General features: G+C 57.8%; 20 protein-coding genes. 4 read left to right on the top strand and 16 right to left on the bottom strand.

Annotated features, from left to right (window positions below; genetic code table 11):
* The first annotated feature begins 249 nt into the window (after positions 1-249).
* Complete coding sequence (locus DTA24_RS01830; protein ID WP_008806981.1) at positions 250-903, top strand: bactofilin family protein; 654 nt, start codon at positions 250-252, stop codon at positions 901-903.
* A gap of 227 nt (positions 904-1,130) precedes the next feature.
* Complete coding sequence (gene yhhY / locus DTA24_RS01825) at positions 1,131-1,619, top strand: N-acetyltransferase (protein ID WP_004181470.1); 489 nt, start codon at positions 1,131-1,133, stop codon at positions 1,617-1,619.
* A 389-nt stretch (positions 1,620-2,008) separates the two neighbouring features.
* Here the strand turns inward: yhhY and ggt are convergent, their stop codons facing one another.
* On the bottom strand, positions 2,009-3,754 hold the full coding sequence (ggt, locus tag DTA24_RS01810) for a gamma-glutamyltransferase (protein WP_008806980.1): 1,746 nt from the start codon (positions 3,752-3,754) through the stop codon (positions 2,009-2,011).
* A 123-nt stretch (positions 3,755-3,877) separates the two neighbouring features.
* Here ggt and DTA24_RS01805 point away from each other — a divergent pair, with 123 nt between their 5' ends.
* On the top strand, positions 3,878-4,198 hold the full coding sequence (locus tag DTA24_RS01805; protein WP_008806979.1) for a DUF2756 family protein: 321 nt from the start codon (positions 3,878-3,880) through the stop codon (positions 4,196-4,198).
* A 23-nt stretch (positions 4,199-4,221) separates the two neighbouring features.
* Here the strand turns inward: DTA24_RS01805 and ugpQ are convergent, their stop codons facing one another.
* From ugpQ to livK, 12 genes are all read right to left on the bottom strand, one after another.
* On the bottom strand, positions 4,222-4,962 hold the full coding sequence (gene ugpQ / locus DTA24_RS01800; RefSeq protein WP_022066273.1) for a glycerophosphodiester phosphodiesterase: 741 nt from the start codon (positions 4,960-4,962) through the stop codon (positions 4,222-4,224).
* Entirely contained in the window at positions 4,959-6,029 is a 1,071-nt protein-coding gene (locus tag DTA24_RS01795) for a sn-glycerol-3-phosphate import ATP-binding protein UgpC (RefSeq protein WP_008806977.1), read from the bottom strand. Before DTA24_RS01795 ends, ugpQ begins: the two co-directional genes overlap by 4 nt.
* A gap of 1 nt (position 6,030) precedes the next feature.
* Positions 6,031-6,876: a sn-glycerol-3-phosphate ABC transporter permease UgpE gene (gene ugpE / locus DTA24_RS01790; RefSeq protein ID WP_044643074.1), complete on the bottom strand. Its 846-nt coding sequence runs from the start codon at positions 6,874-6,876 to the stop codon at positions 6,031-6,033.
* Positions 6,873-7,760, bottom strand: coding sequence for a sn-glycerol-3-phosphate ABC transporter permease UgpA (ugpA, locus tag DTA24_RS01785; RefSeq protein ID WP_012967120.1), 888 nt, complete (start codon positions 7,758-7,760; stop codon positions 6,873-6,875). Before ugpA ends, ugpE begins: the two co-directional genes overlap by 4 nt.
* Before the next feature lie 106 nt (positions 7,761-7,866).
* Complete coding sequence (ugpB, locus tag DTA24_RS01780) at positions 7,867-9,183, bottom strand: sn-glycerol-3-phosphate ABC transporter substrate-binding protein UgpB (protein WP_022066271.1); 1,317 nt, start codon at positions 9,181-9,183, stop codon at positions 7,867-7,869.
* Between the two features lie 291 nt (positions 9,184-9,474).
* Positions 9,475-9,843, bottom strand: coding sequence for a type II toxin-antitoxin system death-on-curing family toxin (locus DTA24_RS01775; RefSeq protein ID WP_032733892.1), 369 nt, complete (start codon positions 9,841-9,843; stop codon positions 9,475-9,477).
* Entirely contained in the window at positions 9,840-10,061 is a 222-nt protein-coding gene (locus DTA24_RS01770) for a type II toxin-antitoxin system Phd/YefM family antitoxin (protein WP_004174006.1), read from the bottom strand. The genes DTA24_RS01775 and DTA24_RS01770 overlap by 4 nt, the downstream gene beginning before the upstream one ends.
* A gap of 162 nt (positions 10,062-10,223) precedes the next feature.
* Positions 10,224-10,937, bottom strand: coding sequence for a high-affinity branched-chain amino acid ABC transporter ATP-binding protein LivF (gene livF, locus DTA24_RS01765; protein WP_004145133.1), 714 nt, complete (start codon positions 10,935-10,937; stop codon positions 10,224-10,226).
* Position 10,938: 1 nt separating this feature from the next.
* Positions 10,939-11,706 carry a high-affinity branched-chain amino acid ABC transporter ATP-binding protein LivG gene (gene livG, locus DTA24_RS01760; protein ID WP_008806972.1) on the bottom strand — a complete coding sequence of 256 codons (768 nt, stop codon included), beginning with the start codon at positions 11,704-11,706 and terminating at the stop codon, positions 10,939-10,941.
* Positions 11,703-12,980 (bottom strand): branched chain amino acid ABC transporter permease LivM, encoded by a 1,278-nt coding sequence (gene livM / locus DTA24_RS01755; RefSeq protein WP_008806971.1) that lies wholly within the window; start codon positions 12,978-12,980, stop codon positions 11,703-11,705. The genes livG and livM overlap by 4 nt, the downstream gene beginning before the upstream one ends.
* Positions 12,977-13,903 (bottom strand): high-affinity branched-chain amino acid ABC transporter permease LivH, encoded by a 927-nt coding sequence (livH, locus tag DTA24_RS01750; RefSeq protein WP_012540389.1) that lies wholly within the window; start codon positions 13,901-13,903, stop codon positions 12,977-12,979. The genes livM and livH overlap by 4 nt, the downstream gene beginning before the upstream one ends.
* Positions 13,904-13,964: 61 nt before the next feature.
* A complete protein-coding gene (livK, locus tag DTA24_RS01745) occupies positions 13,965-15,074 on the bottom strand; it encodes a high-affinity branched-chain amino acid ABC transporter substrate-binding protein LivK (RefSeq protein ID WP_002920808.1) in 1,110 nt (369 codons plus the stop codon).
* A 423-nt stretch (positions 15,075-15,497) separates the two neighbouring features.
* On the opposite strand from livK, the gene panM reads away from it, so the two are divergent.
* The gene (gene panM / locus DTA24_RS01735; protein WP_012540387.1) at positions 15,498-15,881 is read left to right on the top strand and encodes an aspartate 1-decarboxylase autocleavage activator PanM; all 384 of its coding nucleotides are present in this window, start codon (positions 15,498-15,500) and stop codon (positions 15,879-15,881) included.
* Between the two features lie 648 nt (positions 15,882-16,529).
* On the opposite strand, the gene livJ is transcribed toward panM, so the two are convergent.
* The 3 genes from livJ to DTA24_RS01720 form a co-directional block, all read right to left on the bottom strand.
* Positions 16,530-17,633, bottom strand: coding sequence for a branched chain amino acid ABC transporter substrate-binding protein LivJ (gene livJ / locus DTA24_RS01730; protein ID WP_002920812.1), 1,104 nt, complete (start codon positions 17,631-17,633; stop codon positions 16,530-16,532).
* 257 nt (positions 17,634-17,890) lie between these two features.
* Positions 17,891-19,135, bottom strand: coding sequence for an aromatic amino acid transport family protein (locus DTA24_RS01725; protein ID WP_123836531.1), 1,245 nt, complete (start codon positions 19,133-19,135; stop codon positions 17,891-17,893).
* Positions 19,136-19,282: 147 nt separating this feature from the next.
* Positions 19,283-20,548, bottom strand: a complete 1,266-nt coding sequence (locus DTA24_RS01720) for a 4-aminobutyrate--2-oxoglutarate transaminase (RefSeq protein ID WP_012540384.1) — start codon at positions 20,546-20,548, stop codon at positions 19,283-19,285.
* Positions 20,549-20,593 lie beyond the last annotated feature (45 nt).

Genomic DNA, 20,593 nt, shown 5'->3' with positions numbered 1-20,593 from the left:
TGATGAGCTACCTTCAACCATAGCGCAAGCCGGGCCATCACTTCATCCTCTCTGTCCGCTTTCCTGGAAGATTCGCCAGCAAAATAGTTCAAGCATCACTTATACGAAAATATTAATAACCAATTGATTAACCAAGAATTAATTCGCCATTTTCCAGCTAAAAAACTTGATCCTAACGGCGAAACTACGGATAAGTGGAGGGCAAACCAGGACGTTACTGATGACTAACGGAGTAGCCAGCCGCTGCTAATGGACAAACAGTATTTCGCCATAAACGGCACCCTTTTTTTCTGGCTTCTTGGACTGATCGCCTGGTCTGTCGATGCCATCGCGCTGGCGCGCCTGGCGGCCGCCTGCGCGCTTGTCGCTTTCCTCCTCCATAGCCAACGGAACAAGATTAACGCGATGTTTATTAAGAAAAATAAAACGGAACCTCAAGCGTCAGAAGCAGCCACACTTCCGGCAATAAACCCAGAACCCGAAGCGGTCGCCAGCAAAAAACACGAGACCACGATCATCGCCAGCGGGGTACATTTCGTCGGCAATATCGTCGCCAGCGGCCATGTCTATATTCACGGCCAGTTGACCGGCAACATTGAGGCCAAAGAGCATCTGATTAAGGTAATGCGTGAAGGCCAGGTGGAGGGCAACATCAGCTGCCGGGAGCTGATTATTGACGGCAAGGTGCAGGGCCAGTGTCATGGCGATAGCATCACCATCGAGGAGCACGGCCATCTGGATGGTACCCTCGCCTATCGCGCGCTGGCGATCAAGAAAGGCGGGGTTTTTAGCGGTCGCGCTGAAATGCTGGCCGCAGCGGAGAACAAAAGTCATATTCTCGGTCTGGTAGCAGACACGCCATCCAAAGCCGACGCGGAGCCCGCCAGGCCGCAGAGCGCCTGAAATAGCGGCAAAAAAAAAGCCAGCACCCGGCTGGCTAAAGTAATACTGGAAGCAATGTGAGCAATGTCGTGCTTTCAGGCTTTCCGCAAGGGTCTCCCTGAATGCAGGACAATAATAATCATTCTCATTCGCACTTGTCTACTTTTTTTTGCAAATAATGCGTGTTGACTCGAACGCCGTAGTCAGTGATGTTTAAAGGGACTTTTCACCTGAATGAGGAACAAGGAATGAGTGACATCGTGATACGCCATGCTGAACCGAAAGATATTGACGCGATTCGTCAAATTCACGCCCAGCCGGAGGTGTATCACAACACGCTACAGGTCCCTCATCCATCCGAACATATGTGGCGGGAGCGGCTAACCGATACGCCCGGCGTGAAGCAGCTGGTGGCCTGTATCGATGAGCAAGTCGTCGGCCATTTAAGCATTGCCGTCGTCCAACGTCCCCGCCGTAGCCACGTCGCCGATTTTGGTGTCAGCGTGGATTCGCGCTGGCACAACCGCGGCGTCGCCAGCGCGCTGATGCGTACCATGATTGATATGTGCGACAACTGGCTGCGGGTTGAACGTATTGAGCTGACGGTGTTCGCCGATAATGCCCCGGCGATTGCGGTGTATAAGAAGTACGGCTTTGAGATCGAAGGCACCGGCAGGCGTTACGCGCTGCGCAACGGTGAGTATGTGGATGCGTATTATATGGCGAGAATGAAGTAGCGTGTTGCCGGGTGGCGGCTTCGCCTTACCCGGTCTACGGTCTGTGCGGCCTGTCTTTAATTTATTCACCGTGCTGGCTGAAACCGCCGGTGTTGGTGGCCTCAAAATCGCTGAGACGTTCCCGGCAGGCCGGGATAAGTCGAAGGTACCACGAAGTGGCGATTTTGGCGGCCAGAGCCCGGGAGTACAGAGGGTGGCGGCGACTGGCCGCCCTCTGTGCGCTCCCTGCGCCATGAGAGTCATAACGCAGAAGAAATATCGGGAGCGCAATGTGCTCTGAATTAACACAAAGCACATATTTTTCCCGGACCAAAAAGTTGCAAACCGATAACAGTATCTACGTTCGCACAGTTGTAGGCCCGGTAAGCGCAGCGCCACCGGGCAACACATCAATACCCCGCCGTTAAATCATCCGGCGAACGCGGATCGGAGGCGCCATACAGCATGCCGTCCGGCCCTACCATGATGCTTTGGGTACTGCCCATCGCCTCTTTCAGCGCCACTTTCTGCCCCTTCGTCTCGAGCAGCTTCAGGGTATCCGGGCTAAAGCCTTTCTCCACCCGCAGCTCATCCGGCAGCCATTGATGGTGGAAACGCGGCGCATTGGTGGCTTCCGCGACGTTCATCCCGAAATCGATGGTATTGACCACCATCTGCAGTACGGTGGTGATGATCCGACTGCCGCCCGGGCTGCCTGTCACCAGCCAGGTTTTGCCGTCTTTCACCACAATGGTCGGCGACATCGACGACAGCGGGCGTTTTTTCGGCTCCACCGCATTGGCGTCGCCGCCCACCAGACCATAAACGTTAGGCACGCCGGGCTTCGCCGAGAAGTCATCCATCTGGTTATTCAGCAGAATGCCGGAGTCCCCCGCCACGATGCCGGTGCCAAAGGTGGTATTCAGCGTATAGGTCACCGCCACCGCATTACCCTCTTTATCGACCACCGAGAAGTGGGTGGTCTGGTTACTTTCATACGGCGCCAGCTTGCCCGGGCGGATCTGACTGGAAGGTTTGGCCTTGTTGACATCAATCTCGGCGGCAATTGCTTTGGCGTAAGCTTTGCTGGTCAGCGCCTGCCACGGCACTTTGACGAAGTCAGGGTCGCCGAGATATTCAGAACGGTCGGCATAGGCGTGTTTCTCCGCCTCCGCCATCACCTGCATAGCATCGGCACTGCCAAAGCCATATTTCTGCATATCGAAGTTTTCGAGGATATTGAGGATCTGCACGATGTGGATCCCGCCGGAAGACGGCGGCGGCATGGAATAAACCTCATACCCGCGATATTCGCCGCTAACCGGCGTACGCTCCACGGCCTTATAGCTGGCAAGATCGGCTTTGGTGATTAGCCCGCCGTGCTTTTTCATCTCGTCAGCGATCTGGTCGGCGATGGCCCCTTTATAGAAGGCCTCCGGGCCGTGCTCGGCAATCAGCTCCAGGCTCTTACCGAGATTCTTTTGCACCAGCCGGTCGCCCTTTTTCAGCGGCTCGCCGTTCTTCCAGAAGATCGCTTTACTGTTTTCATGCTGCGGGATCACTTCGCTGCCATAGGTCTTCAGATCGTCCGCCAGCGCATCGTTAACGATAAAGCCCTCTTCTGCCAGCTTAATCGCCGGGCGGATCACTTTGTTCAGCGGCATGGTGCCGTACTTTTCCAGGGCGAGGGAGAAACCGGCGACGCTGCCTGGCGTGCCGGAGGCCAGATGCGAAGTCAGTGATTTTTTACTGTCCGGGTTGCCCTGGTCGTCAAGGAACATGTCGCGGGTGGCCTGTTCCGGCGCCATTTCGCGGAAATCGATCGCCGTGGTCTTGCCGTCTTTAGTCCGCAGCATCATAAAACCGCCGCCGCCGATATTCCCGGCCTGCGGATGCGTGACCGCCAGCGCGTAGCCAACCGCCACCGCCGCATCGACAGCGTTGCCGCCCTGGCGCAGAATATCCACGCCGACTCGGGTCGCCAGCGCGTCCACCGACGCCACCATCCCCTGCCGGGCGCGTACCGGGTGGAACACATCTTCCTCTACGCCATAAGAGACCGGCGGCGGCGGTGGCGGATTGGCGGCGACGGTGAAACTACCGCCCGCCAGCAACGCAGCGATGACCACCTGGCGCCATATTGTTGTTTTTATCATTGTCTTACTCCTGAAAGGTAGGTTTCATTCCCCGCTTAAGCCTGGTTGATAACTCCTAAAAAATCATTGTTATGGCGGATTCGAGGTACACTTAAGTGATCCCACGCACGGGAGGAGAAAACCATGAAAGCGATTCTGTTTCTGGCGGCGCTGATGCCGCTTGGCGTATTAGCCCAGCCGATCAATATTAATAACAACCCTAACCAGCCGGGTTACGTGGTGCCCAGCCAGCAGCGCATGCAAAATGAGATGAAGGTGCAGCAACAGCAGCAGCAGAGCATGCTGAAGCAGGATCTGAACAATCAGACCCGCTCGCAGCAGCAGCATTTGCAAAACCAGTTGCAGACGAATCAGCAGCGCGCGGCCCAGGGCGGCAATCTCAATCCGCCGCAGCAGGTGCTACCGAACAATAACGGTGGAATGCTGCGGCAGACCAACCCGTAAAGGTCAGCCGCCGCAAATCCGTCTTAAGGGTGGAAATTCGGCCCGATGACGTCAATGGCATCGGTGCAGATGCAATCTACACCCCAGCGCAGCAGCTCGGCGGCGCGCTGGGGTTTATTGACCGTGTACACCAGAATATGCAGGCCGGCCTGTTTCAGGCTCGCCACCCGCGCCGCATCCAACAGCTTGTGATTGAGGTGAATCGACACGCAGCCCAGCCGGGTGGTCAATTCGCGCCAGTCATCGCGCCACTCATCCAGCAGCAGCCCGCGCGGCAGCTCGGGCGCGGCTTCCTGCGCCGCCTCCAGAGCATCGATTTCAAAAGAGGAGAGCAGCGGCGCGGCCATGCCTTGCCACAGATCGCGCGCAGCCAGGGCCACCACGTTGCCGGTCTGCGGCCCCAGCCCGGTGGTCGGCTTAATTTCGATATTCGCCATCATACCGTGACGGCGGCAGCGCTCCGCCACCTGAGAGAGCAACGGCAGCGGCTCGCCCTTAAATTCACGGCTGAACCAGCTGCCGGCATCGACCTTCAGCAGATCGTCCCACGCCAGCTCCCCCGCCACGCCCCAGCCGTTGCTGGTGCGTTCGAGATTATCGTCGTGCAGCAGAAAGATCTGCCCGTCCTTCGACAGCTTGACGTCAAATTCAATCATCGTGTGCCCGTAGCGGGCGCCAACGTCTATAGCCGCCAGGGTGTTCTCCGGCGCCAGTTTACCGCCGCCGCGATGGGCGACGATGCGGGGATAAGGCCAGTTACTCATGCGCGTTGTCCTGTTTCACCATCAAAGAGATGCAGATGTTCCAGGGGCAGATGCAGCCATAGCGTGCTGCCGCCCGCCGGGCGCTGCTGATGCGGCAGTCTGACCACCAGCTTCTGCTCGCCCCAGCGCCCGTGGGCGAGGTTATCGGCACCTAAAATTTCCAGGGTATCCATCAGCAGCGGGATGCCGCCTTGCGCCTGCGAGCTTAAAATAAAGTGCTCCGGGCGGATACCGAGCGTCATTTTACGCCCGGCGTAGCGCCGATGCTCGTGATTCATCGGCAACGCCATGCCACCGGCCAGCTCGAAGCGGCCGCCGTCATCGCTCACCCGCCCTTCCAGCAGATTCATGGCCGGGCTGCCGATAAAGCTTGCCACAAAGCGGCTGGCGGGCTTCTCATACACTTCCACCGGGGTGCCGATCTGCTCGGCAACGCCTTTATTCATCACCATCACCCGCTGGGCCAGGGTCATCGCTTCGACCTGATCGTGGGTGACGTACAGCGAAGTCGTTTTCAGGCGGCGATGCAGCTGCTGCAGTTCCAGACGCATCTGCACGCGCAGCTTGGCGTCGAGATTTGACAACGGTTCGTCGAACAGGAATACCGCCGGATCACGCACGATAGCGCGGCCCATCGCCACGCGCTGGCGCTGACCGCCGGAGAGCTCCCGCGGGCGACGCTTGAGCAGACCATCCAGCTCCAGAATACGCGCCGCCTCCTGCACCCGCTCGGCAATCAATCCCTTACCCATGCCGCGGATCTTCAGCCCCCACGCCATGTTCTCTTCCACGCTCATATGCGGATAAAGCGCATAGTTCTGGAACACCATGGCGATGCCGCGATCTTTCGGTTCCATCTCAGTCACCCGTTTGCGATCGATCCAGATATCGCCGCTGGTCACTCGTTCAAGCCCGGCGACCATCCGCAGCAGCGTTGATTTCCCGCAGCCCGACGGGCCGACCATGACGATAAATTCCCCGTCCGCCACGTCCAGCGTCAGCGGTTGAATCACCTGGGTTTTGCCATCCCAGCTTTTGCTTACTGCCTGTAGTTTTAAACCAGCCATTTTATTTCTCACTATCGACCAGGCCGCGCACAAACGCGCGCTGCATGGCTAAAACGATGACGACCGGCGGGATCAGGGTCAGCAGCATCGCCGCCATCACCTGATTCCACTGGGTAGTACCTTCACCGGTGGCGATCATGCCTTTAATACCGGCGACGGCGGTGCCAAGATTCACATCCTGAATAATCAGCAACGGCCATAGATACTGGTTCCAGCCGTAGATAAAGGTGATGACGAACAGCGCGGCGAGGTTGGTTTTCGACAGCGGCAGCACGATGTCGCGAAAGAAGCGCATCGGCGAAGCGCCATCGATACGCGCCGCTTCAATCAGCTCGTCCGGCAGGGTCATAAAGAACTGGCGGAACAGGAAGGTGGCGGTAGCCGAAGCCATCAACGGCAGCGTTAACCCGGCATAACTGTCGAGCATTTTGAGGTTGGCGATCACTTCCACCGTCGGGAAAATACGCACCTCGACCGGCAGCATCAGAGTGATGAAGATCATCCAGAAGAACAGGTTACGCAGCGGAAAGCGGAACCAGACGATGGCGAAAGCCGAAAGCATCGACACCACGATTTTGCCTACCGTAATGGCGAACGCCATGATGAAGCTGTTGAGCATCATCAGCCAGAACGGCGCGCTGTTGACGCCGACGCCGTTCACCCAGATGGTCTTCATGTTCTCCAGCAGATGGCCGCCGGGGATCAGGGTCATCGGCGTTTCAAACACCGATTGGTTATCCAGCGTCGCCGCCACGAAGGCGACGTACAGCGGGAATAAAATGACGGCAATACCCAGAATGAGCATGGTGTGGCTGAAAATCGTCAGCCCGCGACGGTTCTCAATCATTGGTAACGCACCTTACTTTCAACGTAACGGAACTGCACCACCGTCAGAATAATGACGAGGAACATCAGCACCACCGACTGTGCGGCGGAAGCGGAAAGATCGAGTCCGGCAAAACCTTCGCGATAGATTTTGTAGATCAAGGTGGTGGTGGCCTGCACCGGGCCGCCGGCGGTGGCGGCATCGATCACCGGGAAGGTGTCGAAGAAGGCGTAAACCAGGTTGACCACCAGCAGGAAGAAGCTCACCGGCGCAATCAATGGCAGCGCCAGCTTAAAGAAGCGACGAATCGGCCCGGCGCCGTCGATGGCGGCGGCCTCAACCAGCGAACGCGGGATCGACTGCAGCGCGGCGAAGAAGAACAGGAAGTTATAGCTTATCTGCTTCCATACCGAGGCGAAGACCACCAGGAACATCGCCTGGCCGCTGTTTTGCGCGTGGTTCCAGTCGTAGCCCAGCTCGCCGAGGAAATGGGTGATCAGCCCGCGCCCGGGGTTAAAAAGGAAGATCCACAGCACCGCCGCGACGGCGGGGGCCACGGCGTACGGCAGCAGCATCAGCGTTTGATAAAAGCGGCTGCCTCGCACCACATAGTCGACCAGCGCGGCAAAAAACAGCGAAACGAGCAGGCCGCTGACAGTCACCAGGGTGCTGAATTTTATAGTGGTCCAGAACGAGTCCAGATAGTACGGGTCGTGGAACAGCGCAACGAAGTTATCCAGGCCGACAAACTGGCTGGAGAGACCAAACGGATCGACACTCTGCAGCGAGTACCACAGCGCTTCGCCCGCGGGCCAGATAAAGAAAATCAGCGTGATAATCAGCTGCGGCGCGACCAGCACATAGGGCAGCCAGCGCGAGCGGAATACCGGACGGGATGATGACATTGAGATTGGGTTCCTGAACAATGCCGGGAGGCGGCTACGCCTTACCCGGCCTACATAGGGCACATCGTAGGCCCGGTAAGCGCAGCGCCACCGGGCAAGTTACAGATTACGATTTGGTCGCTTGCTCGAAGCGACGCAGCAGCTGATTCCCACGCTGAACAGCGGAATCCAGCGCCTGTTGCGGGGTTTTCTTGCCGGTCCACACGCTCTCCAGCTCTTCATCGACGATGGTGCGGATTTGCGGCATGTTGCCCAGACGCAGGCCTTTGGTGAACGGCAACGGCGGCTTGTTCAGCATCTGGCGGGTGGCGATATCGGCGCCCGGGTTCTTATCATAGAAGCCCTGCTGGCGCGTCAGATCGTAGGCCGCAGTGGTGATCGGCAGATAGCCGGTTTTCTGGTGCCATTCGGCGGCGATTTCCGGTTTGGTCAGGAAGTCGAGGAACTTCGCCACGCCGGTGTAAGTCTCTTTGTCTTTACCCTGCATCACCCACAGGCTGGCCCCGCCGATGATGGCGTTCTGCGGCGCGCCTTTCACGTCGGCATCGTATGGCATCATGCCGACGCCGTAGTTGAATTTGGCATACTGACGAATATCGGCCAGCGAGCCGGATGACGCGGTAGTAATCCCGCAGTCGCCGTTATAGAACTTCTCGGTGGATTCGTCTTTACGCCCGAAGTAGCTGAAATCGCCCTTCTTGTTCATCTCTTCGAGCAGGGCGATATGCTTCACCTGCTCCGGCTTATTGAACTCCAGTACCGCATCGGTACCGTCGAAGCCGTTATTTTTCGTGGCCACCGGCAGACCATGCCAGGCGCTGAAGTTTTCAATCTGGATCCAGCCCTGCCAGCCGCTGGCGTACCCGCACTTCATCCCGGCGGCTTTCAGCTTCGCGGTATAGGCCGCCAGATCCTGCCAGGTCTTCGGCGGCTGCTCCGGATCTAAGCCGGCTTTTTTGAAGGCGTCTTTGTTGTAGTACAGCACCGGCGTAGAGCTGTTAAATGGCTGGGAGAGCAGATGGCCGGTTTTCGAATCGGTGTAATACCCGGATACCGTCGGCACGAACTGCGATTCATCAAACTTGATGCCCGCCTCGCTAAACACCTGGTACACCGGCTTAATGGCTTTTGACGCCATCATGGTGGCGGTGCCGACTTCATACACCTGCAGGATCGCCGGGGCGTTGCCGGTACGGAAAGCGGCGATACCAGCACTCAGGCTCTGTTCATAGTTGCCTTTGTATACCGGAACGATTTTGTAATCAGGATTGGCCGCGTTAAAGCGTTGCGCCAGAGAATCCACTTCTTTACCCAGCTCGCCTTCCATTGAGTGCCAGAATGGGATGGTGGTAACCGCCAGGGCCTGACCGGCAAAAGCCAGGCTCAGCGCCAGTCCTAAAGCTGTATGTCGTAACGATATCATCGGTTATCTCTCTTGTTGTGCCGGATGCGCGATTTCACGCGTTTTATGCTCGCGGGGTAACATGACATGTTCGAATTACAGAAAAATAACTTTTTTATTACAAAAAAAAGATAGTAACGGGTCAGAGAGATGACAAGCCGATGAAAGGACGGGGGAAGTAAAGTGGGAGCTGAGACACGGATAATAGTTGCGCGATCGGCTCCCGGGGTCGGCGCAAGCGCCTCGCCCGGGCTACAACGGCTTGGGTAGCCCCGCCAAGCGAAGCGCCGCCGGGTTGCAACGATTTAACCGTCATCCGCGCAAGCGCGCGACAATCTGTTCCAGGGTAAGTTGCCCCGCTGCCGCCTCGACGGTCATGCCGACGAAGTCCGGATTCGCCGGCAATATAATTCCATTTCGCTTTAAAAAAAGCAGGGTAATAAACAGTGCCGTACGCTTATTTCCATCATTGAAAATATGGCCGCGAGAAATCGCCAGCAGGTGCATCGCAGCGAGTCGCCACACGTCTGTCACACCTTCATATTCAATTTTGTTTAGCACCCTATACATTATCGCTTCGGCACGCCCCGGGTCGGGCATACCGGCAACGTCAGGCGTGACGCGGAGCAGCCTGTCGTGAAACTGTATTATCTCTTCCGCTGAGATAATCTGCAGCGTCATTTATCCGCAAGCTCCCTGATCTCATCACCATGAACCGCCATAATAGCCGCGAACTCATCATCCATTCTGGCCGCCTGGTAGCGTTCAAACTCTTCTGCACTAATGATGACCGCAGATTTATGCCCACGACGGGTAATGGTCACAGGTACACCTGTCACTGCGCTTTCCAGCACATCGGCCAGATTTTGTCGGGCTTCGCTATAGTTAACCGTTCTCATAAATACCTCCAAAGCTGTACTCTTTTATTGTACAACATACATGTACAAAAAAGAGCCATCAGGCTCTTTTAAAGGTATTTGTGCGATCGGCTCCCGGGGTCGGCGCAAGCGCCTCGCCCGGGCTACAAACCGGCGAAGCGAACGACGCCGGGTTGCGATGAATTAACCGCCGAGATAGGCGCTGCGCACCGCCTCGTTGGCCAGCAGCGCGTCGCCGGTATCCTCCAGCACCACGTGGCCGTTCTCCAGCACGTAGCCGCGGTCGGCCAGCTTTAGCGCCTGGTTGGCGTTCTGCTCAACCAGGAAGATCGTCATCCCCTGCTCGCGCAGCTGCTCGATGGTGTCGAAAATCTGCTGAATGATAATCGGCGCCAGCCCTAATGAGGGCTCATCAAGCAGCAGCAGGCGCGGCTGGCTCATCAGAGCGCGACCGATCGCCAGCATCTGCTGCTCGCCGCCGGACATAGTGCCGGCGCGCTGAATACGGCGTTCATGCAGACGCGGGAACAGCTCATACACCCATTTGATGCGGGTCTGGAACTGATCGCGGTCGGCAAAGAAACCGCCCATCGCCAGGTTCTCTTCCACCGTCATACGCGAAAAGACGCGCCGCCCTTCCGGGACGATCGCCACCGCTTCACGCATGATTTTCGCCGTCTGCCAGTCGGTAATATCCTTACCGTCAAAGACAATGCGCCCGCTGGAAGCGCGCGGATCGCCACACAGCGTGCCGAGCAGGGTGGTTTTCCCCGCGCCGTTGGCGCCGATCAGCGTGACGATTTCACCCTGTTTGATATGCAGGCTGACGTTGTGCAGCGCCTGAATCTTGCCGTAGTGGGCGCTGACATTGTCAAAAGTTAACATCGCGTTTTCCATCTTATGCCTCACCAAGGTATGCGCGGATCACGTCCGGGTTATTACGAATCTCTTCCGGCGTCCCGTTGGCCAGCGGCGTCCCCTGGTTCACGACGTAGATGCGATCGGAAATGCCCATCACCAGCTTCATATCGTGTTCGATAAGCAGAATGGTGGTGTTGTGATGGTTACGCAGCTCGGCGATAAGCTCGTCCAGCTCTTTGGTCTCTTTCGGGTTCAGCCCCGCCGCCGGTTCATCAAGCATAAGAATTTCCGGCTGGGTCACCATGCAGCGGGCAATCTCCAGCCGGCGCTGGTCGCCGTAGGCCAGGTTGCTGGCCTGGCGGTTGGCGTGCTCCAGCAGGCCGATACGCTCCAGCCAGGTGGCGGCCCGGTCCAGCGCTTCGCTCTGCGCCCGACGGAAGGCCGGCGTTTTCAGCAGGCCGGAGAAGAGCCCGGTTTTCAGCTGCTGATGTTGCGCCACCAGCAGGTTTTCAATCACCGTCATTTCGCGGAACAGACGCACGTGCTGGAAGGTTCGCACCACCCCCATCCGCGCAATCTGCTGACCCGGCAGCCCTTCCAGGTGCTGGTCGCGCAGCATAATGGTGCCGCCAGTGGGCTTGTAGAAACCGGTCAGGCAGTTAAAGACGGTGGTCTTCCCGGCGCCGTTGGGGCCGATCAGCGAGACAATCTCGCGCTCTCTGAGCTCCAGCGACACATTGTTGACGGCCAGCAGGCCGCCGAAACGCATCATCAGGCCGCTGACGGATAATAATGGCTGACTCATGCCTGCTCTCCTTTCGCCTGACCGTTTTTCAGCTTCAACTGCACGCGCGTCATTGGCAGAAGCCCCTGCGGACGCCAGATCATCATCAGCACCATCAGGCCGCCGAGCATTAACATGCTGTATTCGTTGAAGTCACGCATCAGCTCGCGCGAGACCACCAGCAGAATAGCCGCGAGGATCACCGCGAACTGCGAGCCCATCCCGCCCAGCACCACGATCGCCAGTACGAAGGCCGACTCAGCGAAGGTGAAGGACTCCGGGCTGACAAAGCCCTGGCGCGCAGCGAACAGCGTCCCGGCGAAGCCAGCAAACGCGGCGCTGATGGTAAAGGCGGTCAGCTTGATGCGCGTCGGGCTCAGGCCCAGCGAACGACAGGCGATCTCATCTTCACGCAGCGCTTCCCACGCCCGCCCCAGCGGCATTCGCAGCAGGCGGTTGATGACGAACAGGCTGAGCACGACCAGCAGCAGCGCCACCAGGTAGAGGAAAATCACCCGATCGGAGGGATCGTATTTGACGCCGAAGAAGTTGCTGAAGGTATCCCAGCCGCCTTCGCGGGCGGTACGGCTAAATTCAAGGCCGAAGAAAGTCGGTTTCGGGATCTGGCTGATGCCGTTCGGCCCGCCGGTGATCTCGGTATTGTTGAGCAGCAGAATACGCACAATTTCACCGAAGCCTAAGGTCACAATCGCCAGATAGTCGCCGCGCAGACGCAGCACCGGGAAGCCCAGCAGGAAGCCGGCCGCCGCGGAGACCAGGCCAGCCAGCGGCAGACAGGTCCAGAAGCCGAGACCGTAATAGTGGTTCAGCAGCGCGAAGGTATACGCGCCGATGGCGTAGAACCCGCCGTAGCCCAGCACCAGCAGGCCGGAAAGGCCGACCACCACGTTCAGCCCGAGGCCGAGGATGATATAGATCATCGTCAGGGTGGCGATATCCACCGTGCCGCGCGACACCATAAACGGCCAGGCCACGGCGATCACCAGCAGGGCTATCAGGAACAGCTTCTGCTTCACCGTTGAGCCGTCAATCGCCGGCATAATAAACTTCGGCCCGGAGACGTTCTTAACCGCTTTCTGGAACAGCGGCCGCAGCAGCTGGAAGAAAAAGACCACCGCGGTGCCGATAAAGATCCACTGCCAGCGAATATCGGCGGCGGTATCGACCACCAGCTTGGTGCCGTCCAGCTCCAGCTGCACGCCCATAAAGACGCCCGCCAGAATGAAGAACATCACGGCAGACAGCAGCGCCATTGCAATTTGCATCGGTTTCATACTTTTTCCACCTCCGGGCGGCCCAGAATGCCGGTCGGCATCACTAACAGCACCAGAATCAGCAGCGCGAAGGAAACGACGTCCTTATATTCAGTGCTGAGATAGGCAGAAGAGAGCGCCTCGGCAATACCCAGGATCAAGCCGCCGATCATTGCGCCAGGAATACTGCCGATACCGCCGAGCACGGCGGCGGTGAAGGCCTTCATCCCGGCCATAAAGCCGATATAGGGGTTAATCACGCCGTAGAACTGGCCGAGCAGCACGCCCGCCACCGCCGCCATCGCTGCGCCGATGACAAAAGTCAGGGCGATGACGCGGTCGGTGTTAATCCCGAGCAGGCTGGCCATTTTCAGGTCTTCGGCACAGGCGCGGCAGGCGCGCCCCATCCGCGAGTAGCGAATAAACAGCGTCAGGGCCAGCATGGCGATAAAGGTCACCACCCAGATCACCAGTTGCATGGTGGTGATCGTCGCGGAGAAGCTGTCGCTGTGGCCGACGATCCACTGGCCGTTAAACAGGCTTGGCAGCGCCACGTCGCGCGACCCCTGGGTCAGGCTGACGTAGTTCTGCAGGAAGATAGACATCCCGATAGCGGAGATCAGCGCAATCAGACGCTTAGAGTTACGCACCGGCCGATAGGCAACGCGCTCGATACTCCAGCCGTAGGCGCTGGCAATCACAATGGCGCCCACGAATCCGGCGGCGACCAGCAACCAGCTGGTGTCGATGCCCATCATCATCAGCGCGGCGATGATCATGAAGGAGACATAGCTGCCAATCATGTAGACCTCGCCGTGGGCGAAGTTGATCATGCCAATAATGCCGTACACCATCGTGTAGCCGATGGCGATCAGCGCGTAGGTACTGCCCAGCGTGACGCCGTTAAACATCTGCTGCAGAAAATAGAGAAACTGCTCGGACATAAGGTAACCTTTTTCAAACCGCCCGCGGTTCGCGGGCGGAGGGATAACTCGTCTTCAGCGCTTATTTCGCCGCGCTCGAAGAGCCGTCGGCGTGCCACTGGAAGACACCAAACTCAAATCCCTTCAGATCGCCTTTTTCATCCCAGGTCAGCGGCCCAATCACGGTTTTCGCCCCGTGCGCTTTCAAATCTTTGATTAAATCCAGCGGCTGCTGGCTGCCGGTTCTGTCCATCGCCTGCGCCAGCGACTGAACGGCGGCATAGGTGATCCAAACATACGGCCCGCTCGGATCTTTCTTCTCCGCTTTCAGCGCGTTGACGATGGCGCTATTGGCAGGGTCCTGATCGTAGCGTTTTGGCATTGTCACCAGCATGCCTTCCGCCGCGGCGCCCGCGATATTGGACAGCGAGGCGTTGCCGACCCCTTCCGGCCCCATAAACACGGTTTTCAGCCCGACGGAGCGCGCCTGGCGCAGCATCTGGCCCATTTCCGGGTAGTAGCCGCCGTAGTAGACGAAGTCAATGTTCTCTTTCTTCAGGCGCGCCAGCAGGGCGGAGAAATCTTTTTCCCCCGCGGTGATGCCGTCGAAGAAGACGATATTGGCCCCGGCTTTCTTCAGGTTGTCCTGCACCGAACGCGCCAGCCCTTCGCCGTACTGCTGCTTGTCATGAATGATGGCGATACGCTGCGGTTTCACTTTCTCGACGATATATTTCGCCGCGGTCGGCCCCTGCGAGGAGTCGAGGCCGGCGGTACGCATGATGTACTGATAACCGCGCTGGGTCAGCTCCGGATTGGTCGCCCCGGGGGAGATCATCAGGATGCCTTCATCCTCATAGATGTCGGAAGCCGGCTGGGTGGAAGAGGAGCAGAGGTGGCCGATAACGTACTGAATGCCGTCGTTGACGATTTTGTTGGCCACCGCGACCGCTTGCTTCGGATCGCAGGCGTCGTCATATTCGACGGCCACCAGCTTGTCACCCTTAATACCGCCGCTGGCGTTGATGTCTTTAATCGCCTGACGCGCGCCATTGAACTCCATGTCGCCCCACTGGGCCACCGGACCCGACATCGCGCCGACCACGGCGACCTTAATATCCTTGGCCATCGCCGCGTGCGACATCGCTAATGCGACAATGCCCGCGACGATGGTTTTCGCGTTCCTTTTCATGCTGCAGAACCCCGTTCGTGATGTGGTGTAAATGTTTTGTATTTTTATGGTTAAAAAGCATTCTGTGCTTTTATTAAACAACGCCATTTTTACCATTGAGTTTAATGGTTTAGCGCAGCTTTTCACTAAAAAACAGATTAAAATCTCTATTTTTCAGTCGATTAAGCAAAGATAATATTCTGTATTTTGGTGAAGATAAACAAAAAAAAGTCCATCCTGCAGCATAAAATAACGATACATAAGGCGGAATAAAACGCTGCGCATTAGGTTAAAATTCTGCTTATTTTTCGATCCATGACGGATTGCGCTACCCTGACAACGTCAGGAAAACGAATCCCCTGATGTACGCGCAAAAAACAGCGCTCCGCCAGACAGCAATTTTGGGTACACTGGCGCCTCTGTTTTGCACTGGATTTGCCGCCCATGAAACTGACCATTATCCGTTTACAGCACTTCAGCGATCAGGATCGCATCGACCTGGGGAAAATCTGGCCGTCGCAGGATCTGTCGACCCTAACCCTGGACGAGAATCATCGTCTCTACGCCGCCCGCTTTAACGAACGCCTGCTGGGCGCCGTGCGCGTCACCCTGCGCGGCGTCGAAGCCGAGCTCAGCGATCTGTGCGTGCGTGAAGTGACCCGCCGCCGCGGCGTCGGGCAATACTTAGTGGAAGAGACGTTGCGTGATAACCCGGCCATCAATAGCTGGCGCGTCGCCGACCAAGGGGTGGAGGACCGCGGCGTGATGGCCGCATTTATGCAGGCGCTCGGCTTTAGCGCCCAGCAGACCGGTTGGGAAAAGCATTAAGCCGTAGCCCCAATATGCGGAGCATGACCAAGGAAGAACCCGGCGGCGCTTCGCTTAGCCGGGCTACCTGGAAATTGTAGCCCCGGTAAGCGCAGCACGACTGGGGTCTGACAACGCATCTGTGGCGTGAAAGGCCCCCCCCATTTAACCCAGCATTTCGCGTTGCAAAAAGGCGTCAAGACCCGAAATCCCCGGGAGCTTACATCAGTAAGTGACCGGGGTTGAGGGCCGCAGACAACGCATCGGCAGCGGGAAAGGCGCCCCCCACCCATTTAACCCAGCATTTCGCGTTGCAAAAAGGCGTCAAGACCCGAAATCCCCGGGAGCTTACTCAGTAAGTGACCGGGGTTGAGGGCCGCAGACAACGCATTTGCAGCGTGAAAGGCGCCCCCCATTTAACCCAGCATTTCGCGTTGCAAAAAGGCGTCAAGACCCGAAATCCCCGGGAGCTTACATCAGTCAGTGACCGGGGTTGAGGGCCGCAGACAACGCATCGGCAGCGGGAAAGGCGCCCCCCACCCATTTAACCCAGCATTTCGCGTTGCAAAAAGGCGTCAAGACCCGAAATCCCCGGGAGCTTACATCAGTAAGTGACCGGGGTTGAGGGCCGCAGACAACGCATTTGCAGCGTGAAAGGCGCCGGTTAAATTATTTGGCGTCGGTCGCCGTACCGTTAGCATGCCAGGTAAAGACACCGAACTCGAAGCCTTTCAGGTCGCCTTTCTGATCCCACGACAGCGGGCCCATCACAGTGTCTACCGTCGCGCCTTTCAGGTATTTAGCGATTTCCGCCGGATCGTCAGACTGATTCAGGCCCGCCTGCAGCGACTGCAGCGCCGCGTAGGTGGTCCACACGAAGGCGCCGCTCGGATCCTGTTTCTTCGCCTTGATCGCATCCACGATCGGTTTGTTCGCCGGCACCTGGTCGTAGTTCTTCGGCTTGGTCACCAGCAGGCCTTCCGCCGACTCGCCGGCGATGTTAGACAGGGAGACGTTCGCTACGCCTTCCGGGCCCATAAACTGGGTTTTCAGACCGGCAGCACGGGCCTGACGCAGGATCTGGCCCATTTCCGGGTGGTAGCCACCGTAGTAAACGAAATCGATATTCTCTTTCTTCAGGCGCGCCACCAGGGTGGAGAAATCTTTCTCACCGGCGGTGATGCCGTCGAAGAAGACCACGTTCGCCCCGCCTTTTTTCAGGCCATCCTGCACCGCACGGGCCAAACCTTCACCGTACTGCTGTTTATCATGTACCACAGCGATACGCTGCGGCTTCACTTTGTCGAGAATGTATTTCGCTGCGGTGGGTCCCTGATCGGAGTCCAGGCCGGTGGTGCGCAGGATCAGCTTATAGCCGCGCGCGGTCAGCTCCGGGGCAGTCGCTGCCGGCGTGATCATCAGAATGCCTTCGTCTTCATAGATGTCAGACGCCGGCTGAGTGGAAGAGGAGCACAGATGGCCAATAACGTACTTGATGCCGTCGTTGACCACTTTGTTGGCGACCGCTACCGCCTGTTTCGGGTCGCAAGCGTCATCATATTTGACGATCTGCAGCTTATTGCCCTTGATGCCGCCCTTAGCGTTGATATCCGCTACCGCCTGCTCGGCACCGGTAAACTCCTGGTCGCCGTACTGAGCCACCGGGCCGGACATCGCCCCGACGACCGCGATTTTGATGTCTTCCGCCAGCGCCGCGCTGCTCATAACTAAGGCAATACATCCTGCCAGTAACGCTTTACCCTTCATATTCATCCTGAGGCTCCCCATTATTATGGTTTTTGCATTTGTTGTGATGTTGTTTGTTAGCGCATTATTTTGTTTATATCGATAGGAAAAGCATATGATAGCTAATCCACCGGGGGCTGCTCGCGCTTTTGCAGCACACTATGCTAAACATACCGTCATTCTGAGGAATTTGAAACGACTAAATTGCGGGCTATGTAACAGATAAGTGACAAATAAAAAAACCGCGCCAGCATGAACCGGACGCGGTGCAAAACAGGCCCTGATTACCAGCCAGCGGGCAGGTAGCCTACCGCGGACGCTATCGCGTAGACGGCGCTGCAAAGATACAACAACACAATGAAGCATTGGATAAGCGGATGGGTCATCCAGGCCGGACAGGTCCAGCCTGGGGTCAGGTCGCCACGCTGGCGGGCGCCCTTCAGCATCAGGATCGGCATAATTGATAAAATGACGCCGCTGAACACTCCGGCAAAATAGAGCGCGTTGACGAAAGAAACCATGCCGCTATAGGCCAGCACGAACGGCGGGATCGCCACCACCAACAGCACCATCAGGCGCCGGGCGGGCTGTTCGTCATTCCCCAGGCGGAACTGATCGAAGATATTGGTCAGAAAGCTGCCGCCCAGCCCCCAGTAAGAGGTCAGCATGGCGCACAGCGCAAACAGGTTGGCCGAGAAGAACGCCCATTCGCAAAGCGCCCGGCCCCAGGAGATGGTGGCCACATCCGAGATATTGTCCAGGCCATTAAGCGAGATAACCGATAGCGGCACCAGCGCCAGCAGGGCAAAGGTCAAAGCCATACCGACCATAATGGCCCTGGGCAATTTTTCCGGTTTGTCGGCGAAGCCCCGCGCCATCTCCGGCACGATATACTGTGCCGAGAAGCAGAATGCCACGACGTTGAAGACCGGAACCATATACAGCCAGTTGCCGTCGAGCAGATAGCCCACGCGGGTGGTCTCTTTCAACAGCGTGGCAATCACCAGCACCGAGATCATCACCACCATGCCGATGCTGATAAATTTCTCGCCGCGGCCGATCGCCTTCAGGCCCAGGTAGAGCACCCCTGCCGCCGGGACGAAAAACAGCACGCTGCCCAGCGCCGGCGAGATGCCAAACAACGAGTGCAACAGCTTGCCGCTGCCGGTCATATAAGCCGTCAATGCGCCGACGCTGTTAACGCAAACGGAGAGGAACATCATCAGCGCGCCAAAGCCGCCGACGTAGCGCTTCGATAAACCACTGAGCTGCAGATGTTTACGGGTGCGGAGCGTGGATTCCGCGACATAGAGCATAGTCACCGTCGTCAGGCTGCCCACCAGCACCAGCCAGAACAGCAGCGGTAAGAAGCCCGCTTTGCTCGACGCATAGGCGATAGAGAGGACACCCGCACCGATATTGGTACCGACAATCATCGATACCCCTTCGATGAAGCTCAGAGATTTTGTAGGGACAGCCGTACGTTCCCGGCCGGTGAGGACGGGAGAAAAGGTGGAGTTTTCAGACATAATACTTTCCGTTTTACTCCGGCGGTTTTTACCGCCGGAAAAAAGGTGATATCAGGGTGATAAACCACTCACGCTGAGCATGAACAGCCGGCTGCGGCGTCCTGTTTCTGTTCGGCTTCCCTGCCGCCGCAGCCCGCCGGGGAGACGTTAGCTCTTCAGGATGCGCGCCAGAATATCCAGCGCTTTCGAGAACTGGGCGTCGGGGATAGTCAACGGATACAGGAAGCGGATCACGTTGCCGTAGACGCCACAGCTCAGCAGCAGCAGGCCGTTTTCCTGCGCTTTCTGTTGCACAAGGCGGGTGAACTCCGGCGACGGCTCGCCTGTTTGCGGATCGTTAAACTCCACCGCCACCATCGACCCCCGGCCACGGACATCCACGATCGCCGGGCAGGTAGCGCGCGCCTGGTTGAGCACTTCCTGCAGATGGCTACCCAACTGCTCAGCGCGCTGGCACAGCTGTTCTTCGGCAATGACATCCAGCACCGCGTGCGCCGCGGCCACCGCCAGCGGGTTACCGGCATAGGTTCCGCCCAGCCCGCCTGGGGCTGGCGCATCCATCACCTCGGCGCGACCGACAACGCCCGACAGCGGGAAACCGCCGGCGAGGCTTTTCGCCATCGTCATCAGATCCGGTTTCACCTCATAGTGCTGCATAGCGAACAGCTTGCCGGTGCGGGCGAAACCGGTCTGCACTTCATCAGCGATCAGCAGAATACCGTGGGTATCGCACAGATCGCGCAGCGCCTGCATAAAATCGGCCGGCGCGACGTTAAAGCCGCCTTCCCCCTGGATCGGCTCGAGGATGATGGCCGCTACCTGGTCCGGCGCAATATCCGCTTTGAAAATGCGCTCCAGGCTTTTCAGCGCATCCGCGGTGGTCACGCCGTGCGCCTCATTGGGATAAACGCCGTGATACACCGATCCCGGGAACGGCCCGAAGCCGATTTTGTAGGGCGCGACCTTACCGGTGAGGGCCATGGTCATAAAGGTACGGCCGTGGAAGCCGCCGCCGAAAGTAATCAGCCCCGGGCGGCCGGTGTAAGCGCGGGCAATTTTCACTGCGTTCTCAACCGCTTCCGCGCCGGTGGTGAAGAAAGCCGTTTTTGCCGGCCCGTCAATTGGCGCCAGATCGTTGATACGCTCCGCCAGCGAAACATAGCTTTCGTACGGCACAATCTGATAGGCGGTGTGGGTGAACGCCTGCAGCTGATCGGCGACCGCGGCGACCACTTTCGGATGACGGTGACCGGTATTTAACACGGCGATCCCGGCGGCGAAATCGATCACCTCATTACCTTCGATATCCCACAGCGTGGCGTTTTCCGCCTTCTCGACAAAGTAGTTACACATTACGCCTACGCCGCGCGGCGTCGCCTGCTGGCGACGTTGATTCAGTTCTGAGCTTTTCACCTGCGAATCTCCTGTCGTGTATGTCACGTTATCGCAACAAATTAG

The sequence above is a fragment of the Klebsiella sp. P1CD1 genome (assembly GCF_003790505.1).
In the GTDB taxonomy this organism is placed as follows: domain Bacteria; phylum Pseudomonadota; class Gammaproteobacteria; order Enterobacterales; family Enterobacteriaceae; genus Klebsiella; species Klebsiella variicola.
Note: the sequence above shows the minus strand (reverse complement) of the source record. Positions and strands in the feature narration are given on the sequence as shown.

Excerpts from the sequence above, each read along its gene's own strand:
- ugpQ (WP_022066273.1), bottom strand. The coding sequence starts at position 4,962 with ATGAGTAACTGGCCTTATCCCCGCATCGTCGCCCATCGCGGCGGCGGT.
- panM (WP_012540387.1), top strand. The coding sequence starts at position 15,498 with ATGAAACTGACCATTATCCGTTTACAGCACTTCAGCGATCAGGATCGC.
- DTA24_RS01805 (WP_008806979.1), top strand. The coding sequence starts at position 3,878 with ATGAAAGCGATTCTGTTTCTGGCGGCGCTGATGCCGCTTGGCGTATTA.
- livH (WP_012540389.1), bottom strand. The coding sequence starts at position 13,903 with ATGTCCGAGCAGTTTCTCTATTTTCTGCAGCAGATGTTTAACGGCGTC.
- ugpA (WP_012967120.1), bottom strand. The coding sequence starts at position 7,760 with ATGTCATCATCCCGTCCGGTATTCCGCTCGCGCTGGCTGCCCTATGTG.
- DTA24_RS01795 (WP_008806977.1), bottom strand. The coding sequence starts at position 6,029 with ATGGCTGGTTTAAAACTACAGGCAGTAAGCAAAAGCTGGGATGGCAAA.
- ugpB (WP_022066271.1), bottom strand. The coding sequence starts at position 9,183 with ATGATATCGTTACGACATACAGCTTTAGGACTGGCGCTGAGCCTGGCT.
- livM (WP_008806971.1), bottom strand. The coding sequence starts at position 12,980 with ATGAAACCGATGCAAATTGCAATGGCGCTGCTGTCTGCCGTGATGTTC.
- livF (WP_004145133.1), bottom strand. The coding sequence starts at position 10,937 with ATGGAAAACGCGATGTTAACTTTTGACAATGTCAGCGCCCACTACGGC.
- yhhY (WP_004181470.1), top strand. The coding sequence starts at position 1,131 with ATGAGTGACATCGTGATACGCCATGCTGAACCGAAAGATATTGACGCG.
- DTA24_RS01770 (WP_004174006.1), bottom strand. The coding sequence starts at position 10,061 with ATGAGAACGGTTAACTATAGCGAAGCCCGACAAAATCTGGCCGATGTG.
- DTA24_RS01830 (WP_008806981.1), top strand. The coding sequence starts at position 250 with ATGGACAAACAGTATTTCGCCATAAACGGCACCCTTTTTTTCTGGCTT.
- livK (WP_002920808.1), bottom strand. The coding sequence starts at position 15,074 with ATGAAAAGGAACGCGAAAACCATCGTCGCGGGCATTGTCGCATTAGCG.
- ggt (WP_008806980.1), bottom strand. The coding sequence starts at position 3,754 with ATGATAAAAACAACAATATGGCGCCAGGTGGTCATCGCTGCGTTGCTG.
- livJ (WP_002920812.1), bottom strand. The coding sequence starts at position 17,633 with ATGAATATGAAGGGTAAAGCGTTACTGGCAGGATGTATTGCCTTAGTT.
- DTA24_RS01725 (WP_123836531.1), bottom strand. The coding sequence starts at position 19,135 with ATGTCTGAAAACTCCACCTTTTCTCCCGTCCTCACCGGCCGGGAACGT.
- livG (WP_008806972.1), bottom strand. The coding sequence starts at position 11,706 with ATGAGTCAGCCATTATTATCCGTCAGCGGCCTGATGATGCGTTTCGGC.
- ugpE (WP_044643074.1), bottom strand. The coding sequence starts at position 6,876 with ATGATTGAGAACCGTCGCGGGCTGACGATTTTCAGCCACACCATGCTC.
- DTA24_RS01775 (WP_032733892.1), bottom strand. The coding sequence starts at position 9,843 with ATGACGCTGCAGATTATCTCAGCGGAAGAGATAATACAGTTTCACGAC.